4 protein-coding genes are annotated in these 12946 nt (G+C 37.7%); all 4 read right to left on the bottom strand.

The genetic code is table 11. The features are described from left to right. Window positions 1–126: 126 nt before the first annotated feature. Entirely contained in the window at window positions 127–2658 is a 2532-nt protein-coding gene (locus tag CALKRO_RS04330) for a rhamnogalacturonan lyase family protein (RefSeq protein WP_013429881.1), read from the bottom strand. Between the two features lie 199 nt (window positions 2659–2857). Further along, window positions 2858–4201, bottom strand: a complete 1344-nt coding sequence (locus tag CALKRO_RS04325) for a pectate lyase (protein ID WP_013429880.1) — start codon at window positions 4199–4201, stop codon at window positions 2858–2860. A 347-nt stretch (window positions 4202–4548) separates the two neighbouring features. Further along, the gene (locus CALKRO_RS04320; RefSeq protein WP_013429879.1) at window positions 4549–6930 is read right to left on the bottom strand and encodes a helix-turn-helix domain-containing protein; all 2382 of its coding nucleotides are present in this window, start codon (window positions 6928–6930) and stop codon (window positions 4549–4551) included. 380 nt (window positions 6931–7310) lie between these two features. Beyond that, window positions 7311–12821, bottom strand: a complete 5511-nt coding sequence (locus CALKRO_RS04315; RefSeq protein WP_013429878.1) for a glycoside hydrolase family 48 protein — start codon at window positions 12819–12821, stop codon at window positions 7311–7313. Window positions 12822–12946 lie beyond the last annotated feature (125 nt).

The following is a 12946-nucleotide window of genomic DNA, read 5'->3' as shown; positions in this document are numbered from 1 at the left end:
GGATATTTTTGTTTATTTTCTGATTCTTACCAAGAAGGAGGTCCTTATACTTTACACAAAATTACTTACAGTCTTTTTAATTTCCAATTATCAGTTTTTGCCATTAAGTAATTTTCTATAAACCTATTATTTTGGTGCTTGCCCCCATACCAATACTCCATCTATATACGCAGTTACCTTCGTATTCTCTCCATAATTCGTCATGCTCTGCATCCATGACCAGTCATTCCCCTGATTGTAATTGCTCCAATCACTCTTGTTAAACCTTATCTGTATCTCCCCTGTGTCTTTACCAGCCTGCAACTGCCCAGCTCCACTCTTAAATCCTATCTCTAAATAATAGTCCGCTCCACTTACGCTACTGCTCAGCTTCACAAACTTGAATGTCACATTGCTTGCTCCTATCTGGGCCCAGTCTGATATCGCACTCTGTGCCCTCTCTCCATCTACCGTGTACCAGTACCTTATCGTTACTCTGCTCAAATCTATGCTGCTGCTTCCAGTGTTCACTACCTTCAACCATGGCCTTATCGTATTAGTTGTGCTATTTGTCTCCTTGTTTGCATACAATACCTTTATCTGCCCACCTGCTACAGGTGTGCTGCTCGGCGTCGGTGTTGGGGTAGCAGTTGGGGTCGGTGTTGGTGTTGACGTTGGTCTTGGTGTCGGGGTTGGAGTTGGTGTTGCTGTTGGAATTGGCGTAGATGTTGCAGTTGATGTTGGCAATGGAGTTGATGTAGGCGTTGGTGTTTTCATCGGGGTTAGCGACGGTGTAGCAATTGGTTGTTGCCCATAACCTTCAAAATATTGATATATGTTATTCACATTAGTCTCATACCCTAAATAAAAACTTACGTGAGGTGGTTGATTATATGCAACGTTCTGCCATGCTATAGACACCCTATATTGCCTGTTATGCATAAGCGTAGGTATCTTATAATCTGTCAATGTGGTGGTTGTATATATCCTGATTGCATTGTTATCACTAGTCCTAAATATAACCTCTTCTCGCCAATCCCCAAGTATATCTGCACACAAGCAAGGTGTTGCTTTTGTGCCATTGTTTGATGAACATCCACTTGCTGTAAATATAGTATTACTCCTATTATTGTTATAATCCCATTTATAAATATATATATTATCCAACAATTCTCTACCTAAATCTCCATCCCACCATATTGCAAAATTAATTGGTGGTGTCGCATTACTGATTACATTACCTCTACAATCTCTAACACTTATCCCACCTGCCGCCCACATTTCTAATCCTCTATATCGCGGGTTAATATCTGCCGTCAAAGCACGTCCACAATCTCCAGATGTTAAAACTCTCACTAATATCTGTCCAGTTCGTGCATCCCTTAAACTCGCTCCTGTACTTCCTTCATGACACTGCCAAACTTCTAATCCTGGCCTGTCTGGATCAATATCTGTCACATGCATTGCATCACCATGACCTAATTTAGTTGAATATAATGGTGCTCCATTATCATCTACTACCATAGCACCATATATTATCTCATCCTTACCATCATTGTCAACATCAGCCACACTCAAATTGTGATTTCCTTGTCCTTCGTAATCATCTCTATATCCATCTCTAATCTCTCCTGTGTCAAATTGCCATAACTTCGTTAACTCACCATTTCGCCAATTCCAAGCAACTATATATGTTTTTGTGTAATATCCTCGGCACATAATTAGGCTAGGTCTATTCCCATCCAAATAAGCTACTGCTGCTAAAAACCTGTCAACCCTGTTTCCATAAGAATCACCCCATGATGAAACATTCCCACGTGGCGGAATATAATTAACCGTCTTTATTGCTCGTCCTGTCGCACCTTCAAATATAGTCAAATATTCAGGCCCTGATAAAATATAACCAGAGGAATTCCTCCAATCAGCATTTGGATCACCTATCACATTCCCTTGTCCATCTATTGTTCCATCAGCTGTTTTACATGCAACTTCAGCTTTTCCGTCACCATCTAAATCATATACTATAAATTGTGTATAATGTGCTCCTGCTCTTATATTCCTACCCAAATCAATTCTCCATAAGAACTTGCCATTTAATTTGTAAGCGTCTAAATACACATTGCTTGTGTATCCAGATTGTGAGTTATCCTTTGAATCACTTGGATCCCATTTCAGAACAATCTCATATTCCCCATCACCATCTAAATCGCCGACACTTGCATCATTTGGCGAATATGAAGCACCGAGTGGAGAATTTGCTGGTTTATTTAATCTTATTTCTATATAATTGCTACTAAGCACACTTACTTCTTCAGATTGCTCTACCTCTACACCATTTATCACTGCTTTTACATAATACTTCGAAGCAGCTGTCCCAGCAGTATCAACATAGTTTGTGCTGTTCTGAATCGGCGTATTAGTTATCTTAACTCCATTTCTGTAAATATTAAACCCTATATTCGCTAGATCTGAACCAAACATTCTCCAACTCAAAAATACTCCGTTGGTTACCTTTATTGCAATTAATCCTCTATTTAACTTCTCAATTTGACTTCCTGTTGCCGCCAATGCTAAATTACTTTTGCTCACATTTATCTGTCCATTTAACAATATAATAGTCATGAAAAAAATAATCGATACAAAATATACATACTCCCTAAGCTTTTTATTAGTTAACATTGAAACTCCCCTCCAAAACCTTTCTCTTTATCTTCAATTATAATAACCTACAAAAGACTCATCCAACTCATCCAAAAAGTGGCGTGTGATGAATTTGAGGACTTCATATAAATATCAAATTCATCACACACACTCTTACCTCCTTTTTTCTCTATCTTTACTCACTAAAACGTCATTATTCCTTATCTTAAAAGAACGATTAGTATTGATGTATCTGTGATTGGGACGGAAATTCAAATAATGTTTTACAATTGTTTACATTCAAGTTATGATACCACAGTTCTGATACTGGACTATCAGATTTTGCAACACAGCTTTTTACATTGTTTAATGTTACATCTTCAAGATAAATAACTACTTTGAAAGTAGTACCACCATTTTGTCTTACAAGCTTTCCTATATTTGTAGCTGTGAAGTTTTTTACTTTGAATGTACACGGTGCATTAAGTTGGAACACCTTGTCAGCAGCTTCTTTTGCTGAACCACCAATAACTTCCACTACCCCCTCACCTTTTACAGTCAACGCATCCTCTCCAACATCTTCCCATACAACATTTTCAACCACATTATCACCATAACAATGTATCCCGTCACAACCTGGCGCTCCAATTATTACATTTTTCAAATTTGCCCCTTTTTCAAGTTTAAATATGGGCTTTTGATTTTCAGATTGACTTCCGTCACCCATTCCTTGAGCTATTATTTTTATTCCTTTACCATCATATGTTTGACCGGATTTTACAATTATTGTATCTGTAATAACTAAAACACCACCCGTATTTGGGGTCGGCGTCGGTGTTACTGCTGGGGTTTGTGTTGGTACTGGTGTGGAAGTTGGAGTAGGTGTTTTGGTTGGCGTTGGAGTCGATGTTGGTGTTGGTGTCACTGATGAAGTCGGTGTTGGTGTCGGAGTAGGTGCTGTACCGCTCACACTTGAATTTACAACAACATCATCAAATTCAGCAACACACCTGTCAGCTATTAAACCTGCTTTTCCTGTCGCAATCGATAAATCACTTGCACTTAATACTTGACTCCCATTAACATATCCAACTAACTTGCTCCCATTTACTTCTAATTTCACATTATACCAGGTATCCTTATTCAACGTAAATGACTTGAACGCCAATGTACTCCAGTTACTGTTTAATTTCTTCCCTATTTCTATCTTTGAACCCCTTAGCACCAACGCATAAAAGTTACCTGAGTTTTTATATCTCACTATCACTCCCGCACCTGAACTCGAATCCTTCACATTTAATACTTTAACTTTCGCTTCAACTGTATAATCACTCCAATCAGATGAACCAGTATATGCTCTCGCCTCAGAACCTGTGCTAGCCTGCTTTAAAACCTTGCTCCCATCCACTACTACACTCCAACTACCGTTCGATGTCGACCATCCATCTCTGTTGCCATCTTCAAAATCATCTGTTAAAAGTGTCGCTGCCTTTGCAACTTCATTACGCAACCCAATCCCTGTAAACAATGATACAACCATTATCAAACTGACTACAATGGCTAAAATCTTCCTGTTACTCATCACCCAAACCTCCTCTTTTTTGTTATAATTATTTACGGTCTGCATCAAAAATTTGTTGAAAATAGTTCTTTAACTGTTACTTACAAAAAATGTGCTAACAAATTCATCCCTCCCTTGGTGTTCTTATTCTTTTGAATCCACAGTATGGAGTATAAATATTCTCTTTTACTCTTCTACTCCACTGTTATTATTAATAATAATTAATTTGAATTCTTTTTTTCAAGGGACACTTCTTTAGTTTTATAATATGGTTAAACAATTTTATATTACTAATTTGTTTATTTTGAATAAAGAAAATTTTAATGTGATAGGATTTTATTAAGGTATGTTTAAATACATATGGTTCTCTATATATCATGTTCATTTATGTTTAAAATTTCACTGGGTAAACAACCTTTTACCCTTTTAAAAGCTCTTCTAAAGGTTTTAATGTTAGTATATCCTACCATTTTACTAATATCGTCTAAATTCCACTTTTTTTGCTTTATCAATTTATATGCTTCTTCTATTCTTAACTTTTCTACATAATCACTGAACTTTATACCTACTGCATTTTTAAAAATATTAGAAAAATAAGATTCAGATAAATTAAATCTTTCAGCGACAAGGGATATACTCATGTTTGGATTAAATAAGTTTTTGTTTATAAATTCTAATATCTCCTCTATTAATTTTTCCTTAGAAGCTTTCCTGTTTCTCTTGATTTGTTCTGTTATATTAATAAATACTTGCTTTATATCTTCAAATAACCTGTCAAAGTCATTTTCTTCAATAAAAATAAAGTTCTTAATGTCAAATAGATTGTCAATATTTACTTTTGTCATATTTGCAATTTTAATAATTGTTCCAATTAACTCACTAATTAGCACATACTTTAAACTCAGTGATATATCTTTTTCTTCAAAGTTTTTATAATATAATAGGTGTAGAATTTCTTCAATCTCAGATATTTTCCCAAGATTAACTAGCAACATTAATCTCTCTTCTATTTCTATTGGATACCATATATTATTATCTTTCTTAACAACATTATAATACCACAGTATGCCATTCTCAACGTTCTCTGTTGTGATTAATTTATTAGCTTCAATAATTTCTTTTGCATCTAAAAATGAAATTCTACATTCGTCAATGTTATTAACTATACGACCAACTGCAATTAAATATTTGTCACATATCTTAATTACTAATCTATCACCTATCAATCTCAGCCATAGATTTACATTTTGACTTACTTTTTCGTCTTCATCTTCATCAAATGCTAAAATTAAAGCAAGATCACTATCTGCAAGTTGGTAAACATAATAAAATACCAAGTTAATTTTTGAGTCAACCCTAATACTTTCTAACTCATTTTTTATTATATCTCTTGTTCTAACTTGTTTGGTAAGAGATAGCATTTTGATTATGGCAACTAAAAATTTTTTACCTCCAATTTTTAAGCCTATACTTTGGATTTTTTCTTCTATCGCCCCTTTGCTATAAGACCAACCATAAATAAGTTTTTCTATTATCATATCGTTTAATAATTCTTGTTTACTGGTTATTTTATTAAGAATCCTGTAACTTGTAATTTTAGTGTGTATTAACCTACGGTCTTTCTCCTTTAACTTGTTTATGCTCTTAAAAGTAAGTATTTTGTTCTCATTCTCCTCGTTTACATTTTTTAAGCCCTTAGTTATTTTATATTTCCTTACTTTATATAATTTGATATAAATAGCATATAAACTTATAATAATTATGAAAAGTGTAAACTCCGTTAGATACAATGTATAAACAGTTCTTGAAATGTATATTTCACTTTTTATGCTGTTATATGGTACTAGATAAACATAATCCCAATCATATACATTTGAAGCCAACCGTAAAAATATATACTTTTTATTTTGTATTGTTACTTTATTATACAGATTAGAAATATATTTCTTGTTTTCACTAAGTTTTTCTAATATGTAATTTATTGTATTATTAATATTTGCTTTATTTGAAGTTAATATTTTTTTCTCACACCTATCATAAATTAAAATTATTGAATCTTGGCTGTTTAATTTGTTTTCCTTTAGTAGCTTACAAAATTTAGCAACATCAATAATTACCAGAAGAATTGCCGATCGACTTTCAATGTTATCAAATGGAAAGTAATATGTTGCATGCAATGCCAATATTCTTTGCCCACTAATTGAATATTCTTGTGATATTAACTTATTTTTGCATTTACTGTTGTTTTTATTGAATATTTTATTGAGCCAAACGCGGCAGTTCATTCTGTCAGGTGAAAAGTAATTACAAAAATTTTCAAATCCAAATGTAAAAAAAGAGCCAAATTCTTCGGAAGCAAAATATACTATTTCTCCCTCGCGTAAAAAAAGTACTATGATAGGTTTTAACTCTCCATTAATCATGCCTATGTCTTTAAAGTGTTTATAATATTCAAAGTACTCCCATAAATCTAAAGAATTTTCTCTTAACCCCCTTAGATTCCCTACCCATTTTAATTCATCATCAGTAAGAATACGTGTAACTATCTCATTCATTTTCTTTAGTTCATTGTCTATTTTTTCGCGAAGTTTATCTAATTGAAGTGACTTATTATTAATTATGTCTCTTAAAATAAGTTCTTTAGTCATATATAATAAGAAAACTGACATTAGAAAATGAAAAAGAAAAACCATAACTAAAAAGATTAAGAACATATTTGCACTTTTTTTAAAACATATAATTCTTCCCATTTTCCTACATAAACCCCCTAACCCCTAATACTAAAAATTGTTGGATTTTATATGAATTTTAATTTTATCTGCTAAAGCTATTTCACAATAAAGTTTATAACACAACTTGTCACAGTTAAAGCAAGAAAATTTTATTTTGGACAGGAAAATTTTAAGCATCTTTAAAAATAGTTTTTACCATATTACAGCAATTTTATATGTTGGTTATTACTTTTTAATATGTATGTTATAGTCAATTCGTAGCTTAAAACATATTTCAAATTATACAACTTTATCTAAGCAATTTTACCATATATTTTTATTTACTAAAATTTATGTATTCAAACAAAAAAGGGTAGCACACCAATCTTATAGTTGTGCTACCCAACCATTTTTACTTACTATTGATTGCCAAACAGTATTTCATATGTTGCATTAGCTATTGCTATGTCGCACTGTGCCCAGAACCTGTGATATCTGAACTCAGGTGCCTGCCCTGACTTGTATGCCGCCTCTAACTTCGGCCAATCAGGATCTTGTTTATACTTGCTCCTTATGTCTATAAACTTAACTCCACTCTTTATTACATCTCCATTCGGCATCTTCCCTGTCCATCCTGCAGGTATATATACCTCTTGCTCAAAGAACCTCTTGTAGTCCGCTCTCTTCTCTGGCGCTGACAATCCCTTCTCATCCCTGTACAACTTCCACATCCTGTCCAGCAATTCCTTCGCTAAATTCTTCGCTCCCTCATCAAATACCCCATACTTCTTCGTCCCTGCACTATAGTACAACAACGCATTCGCCAATGACGCTGTTATTCCTAAGTCAGTACCATAGTCCACTACCTTAACATGTAAGTTGCTATTCCCTGTATACGCCCCGTTCCATGTATCAGGTTGTCCGCTCCAATCAAGCGTCGACGGTATCGCAAACGTACCATCACTATTCAACTTCACTACACTCTTAACCCAGCTTACCCACTTCTCAAGCAGTGCTCCTGCGTCCTTATCTCCTGTCACATAGTAATACTCCGCTACCCTCTGCATAGACCATGCCTGGAATCCAAACCATGTGTTGCTCCCAGGATCATGATATACCGGATTCGGTTCATATGCCATTCCATAAAATGTTGCTGTCCCTGCTGGATACTTCTCATATCTGCCATTCCATGAATTTGTCGCGCCTCCTGCTATCGCTCCCTCCGCTGACTGTAACCACCTGTAAAATTCTATCTGCCTCTTCAAACTCTTTGCCCAATCGCTCGCTCCATTCGGCGACTTCGGCTTCATATCACTATCATTCGCTAATGCCCATGCCGCCATCGGATTCTGATATCCAAAGTGCACATGGCTGCTCCCTATCTTCCATGACCATGCTCCATCCAATGCTCCACCCCATGCATAATACCATGATAGCAGATAATGTGCACTGTCATACCCCGTTCCTCCAGCCGCATTCTTATCCTGACATCCTAATGGCTTGAAATACTTGTCAAACATCGCATACCTTAAATAGTCTCCCATCTTCGCTGCCTTCGCTACATAGCTGCTTATATCATTAAACTTACCTTGCTCCTTCGCCCATACTTTCGCCCAATAAGTAGCCTGAATAGCTCTCGCATCAGCATCTGGTGCATCCGTATATCTCCACTGCTTCGAATAGTTCTGATCCTTAATAAACAAATCTAAAAATCCATTCGGTCCGCCCCACTTGAATTCCTCCCAGCTCGGATGCGGCACCGTCTCCCATACAGACTCCTCAGGCCCTCTCTGGAACGTGTTGATAAATGATGCCCGACTTACTCCGTCCCCTCTCTTGCCATATCCATACCAGTTGTCTACGTCCATCAACCAGTGCATACCATACATTAATGTGCTACCATATGTGCTCACAAGTTCATTATGCAACGAGTCTTTGCCAACAGGTACATTAAACTCCAACGGCGATGGATACTTGTCCGGTGTCTCCCACTCCCCTGCGTATGTCGCTGGCTTGTTAGGATCATATGACCTCATCGGCTGATCTTCCGCTGATGGTATCATATACTTCTCTAATGTGTCCCATGCTGTCTTAAATTTGCTCCAGTCACCTGTTAACTTACCATACACTGCCTCTAACCATACATAGTACGAAAATGCCTCACTCGTGGTCAAATGACCATAATCAGGTGCTTCGCATATCAATGTCTCTACCGAATGATATGGTATCCCATCCTGGTTAAAATACCCGTTCGCAGGATCATGTATCTTGTTCCATAACCACATAAACCTCTGCCCATATTCGCCAAGCACACCCGGTGTGCTGCTTGGCGTCGGTGTTGGTGTTGCTGTTACTGTTGGTGTCGGGGTTGGGGTTGGGGTTGGTGTCACTGTCGGTGTTGGAGTTGGAGTTGGTGATGGTGTAGGTGTAGGTGTCGCTGTCGGGGTCGGTGTCGCTGTCGCTCCACTCGGCTCCTGTCCCCATACCAATACTCCATCTATATACGCAGTTACCTTCGTATTCTCTCCATAATTCGTCATGCTCTGCATCCATGACCAGTCATTCCCCTGATTGTAATTGCTCCAATCACTCTTGTTAAACCTTATCTGTATCTCCCCTGTGTCTTTACCAGCCTGCAACTGCCCAGCTCCACTCTTAAATCCTATCTCTAAATAATAGTCCGCTCCACTTACGCTACTGCTCAGCTTCACAAACTTGAATGTCACATTGCTTGCTCCTATCTGGGCCCAGTCTGATATCGCACTCTGTGCCTTGTCCCCATCTACCGTGTACCAGTACCTTATCGTTACTCTGCTCAAATCTATGCTGCTGCTTCCAGTGTTCACTACCTTCAACCATGGCCTTATCGTATTAGTTGTGCTATTTGTCTCCTTGTTTGCATACAATACCTTTATCTGCCCACCTGCTACAGGTGTGCTGCTCGGCGTCGGTGTTGGTGTTGCTGTTACTGTTGGTGTCGGGGTTGGGGTTGGGGTTGGTGTCACTGTCGGTGTTGGAGTTGGAGTTGGTGATGGTGTAGGTGTAGGTGTCGCTGTCGGGGTCGGTGTCGCTGTCGCTCCACTCGGCTCCTGTCCCCATACCAATACTCCATCTATATACGCAGTTACCTTCGTATTCTCTCCATAATTCGTCATGCTCTGCATCCATGACCAGTCATTCCCCTGATTGTAATTGCTCCAATCACTCTTGTTAAACCTTATCTGTATCTCCCCTGTGTCTTTACCAGCCTGCAACTGCCCAGCTCCACTCTTAAATCCTATCTCTAAATAATAGTCCGCTCCACTTACGCTACTGCTCAGCTTCACAAACTTGAATGTCACATTGCTTGCTCCTATCTGGGCCCAGTCTGATATCGCACTCTGTGCCTTGTCCCCATCTACCGTGTACCAGTACCTTATCGTTACTCTGCTCAAATCTATGCTGCTGCTTCCAGTGTTCACTACCTTCAACCATGGCCTTATCGTATTAGTTGTGCTATTTGTCTCCTTGTTTGCATACAATACCTTTATCTGCCCACCTGCTACAGGTGTGCTGCTCGGCGTCGGTGTTGGTGTTGCTGTTGATGTTGGTGTTGGAGTCAGTGTAGCAGTTACTGTTGGTGCCGGCGTTGATGTTGGAATTGTAGCACTATCAGCAATTTCACCCCACTTTATTCCTAAACCATTAGTAGCAACGAATACTCTTCCATATACTCTTAGGTCTCCAGTAATGTCTGCATTAGCACAACCAAATTGATTATTATCATCATTTATTCTTACCCAACTTGCACCTGCATCATCAGATCTAAATATTCCTCTGATTCCATTTATCTTTGCATAAGTGTAGATTGCCGGATATGTTTTTCCCTCTGCAGGTTTACCAAACCCAATACTTGCTGCTTCTTCTACATTTCCAATTTTTGTAAACGTATAACCACCATCAACCGAATGCCACATTCCATTATTGCCGACTAACCATATATCACCTTCACGACCAGGAACAGCCTTAAAGTTCCCGCTTGTTGGCAAGCCAGAAGCTGGTGATTGAACAAAGGTTTTTCCTTTGTCACTACTAGTGTAGAATTTTCCATCTTTAAAAGCATAAAACTTGTTTGGATTAACTCTATCAGAGTATACAATCGCTCCGGAAGGTACATTGGCACATTGATACCATGTATTACCATTGTCTGTGGAATAGGATACAGGAGCTCCTTTTGGTGCCCACACAACTACACTAGCATCAGCAGCTGCAGCGACTGTCCCACCTTCTGTCATTCCTTGAGGTTCTTGATTACCTTGGAACCATGATTTCCCACCATCATACGAAAAACCAATTCTGTTTGTGTTTGGATTCCATGTTTTGTCAACATTCCCTACACGCACCATAAAGTTTGGATTCAATTCAGCGTAATCTATATCAGTAGTCGAACCCATATTGGGTTGAGTATATGTCCAGTTGGGTGCTTTCTCCAAATCATCATGTCTAAACCCAGCAATATCGTATATTGCACTAAATAAATGTGGTCCGATTGGTGGGCTCACTAATGCTGCAACTGATGTTTCTTCTATTCCAATTCCTTTTACTTTAATTGTTATCTTTTCACCTTTATCCCATTTAGTTAAATCATCACACCCATATAACGTAGCACCTGTCCCATATAACATTCTATCAGAGTTAAATGGATCAATCTCAAGGGTTGCAACCATCCAACCAAGCTTTGGACTTGTCTCAGGAGGAATTGGATTCGTAATACCAAAATTCAACCATGGAGCTGCAGAAATATCCATAGTATAGTGAAGCGTTCTGTTAGGATATCCAGCCCATTCCCATATACACTTCCATGTTTCACCGCCATCTGTACTACGCCAAATATAAGTATCAGGCCACCATGAACTCAAAGCTGCTACCATTACCACCTTTGGATTTTGAGCATCAACAGCTAATCCTCCATATCCAAAATAAGTATCTTTTGCTGGCATTGGACTTATGTTTTTCCATTCGCCAGTTTTAGTATTATATCTCCATACTTCTCCATAGTCACCGTTGTAAGGGCCCTGAGTATTGCTATATGTTATATACAGCATCCCATCTGAGCTTAACTTTGCATGTTGTGGAAGTAAACCTGTAGGTTGTCCTGGTAGTGCCTCCCATGTTTGCCCACCATCTTTTGTATAGTATATGCTTGTATTTTTATCAGCTACCCCTACATAAATCACTTTGCTTCCCTCTCCGGGTTTACCGCTCGTTGGATCAAATACAACCCATACTACACCTGTAATATGATTCAAATAATCATAAGGACAATTCGGGTCTTCAACATATGTTCCTGGGTTCGGGAAGTTCTCTACTTTTTTCCACGTTACACCATAATCTATACTTTTCCATAGTCCATTTCCTTCGCGTGTACCTAAATATAAGATATTATTGTTATTCGGATCAATAGCTAATCTCTCTCCCATATTTCGACCAGGCATATTACCGCCCAATTTGAATGGTAAAGGAGTACGTTCAAATGTATTACCTTTATCTTTTGAACGTAAAAGGACCCCATTCATATTTGTCCAACTATTAGTGTAAGTACCAGCAGCAATGTAGAGTCGATTTGGATCAACAGGATCTGTTGCTATACTTTCTACGCCTAATAAATTCCACTCATCAAAGCTTACCCAGTTCATGAGCTGTGTCCACGTATTGCCACCATCTGTACTTCTGTAAGCACCGCCAATATCTGTTCTTACATAAACTAAGTTTTTTTCTTTAGGATTAAAAACTATTCCCGTAATAAAACCGCCGCCACCTTCAATTTTTACATTTTTCCAAATGTATTTTTGAGTGGTGACAATACTCTCTGCCATTACTAGAAAAGTTAAGCTATACATCACTGTACATAAAAAGATAATTGCAATAAATAACGCTATACCCCTTCGCATCTTAACCCCCTCTTTTCAATTATGGATTTAATAGTCTTAGTTGGGTAATTGAAAATTATACTTTATCTTTAGTTTCTATCACCTCACTCCTGTCTTTCGTATTGTATTAAATTTTATACATGCTC

The organism is Caldicellulosiruptor kronotskyensis 2002 (genome assembly GCF_000166775.1).
Classification (GTDB): domain Bacteria; phylum Bacillota; class Thermoanaerobacteria; order Caldicellulosiruptorales; family Caldicellulosiruptoraceae; genus Caldicellulosiruptor; species Caldicellulosiruptor kronotskyensis.
This window is presented reverse-complemented; position numbering and strand designations above follow the sequence as displayed.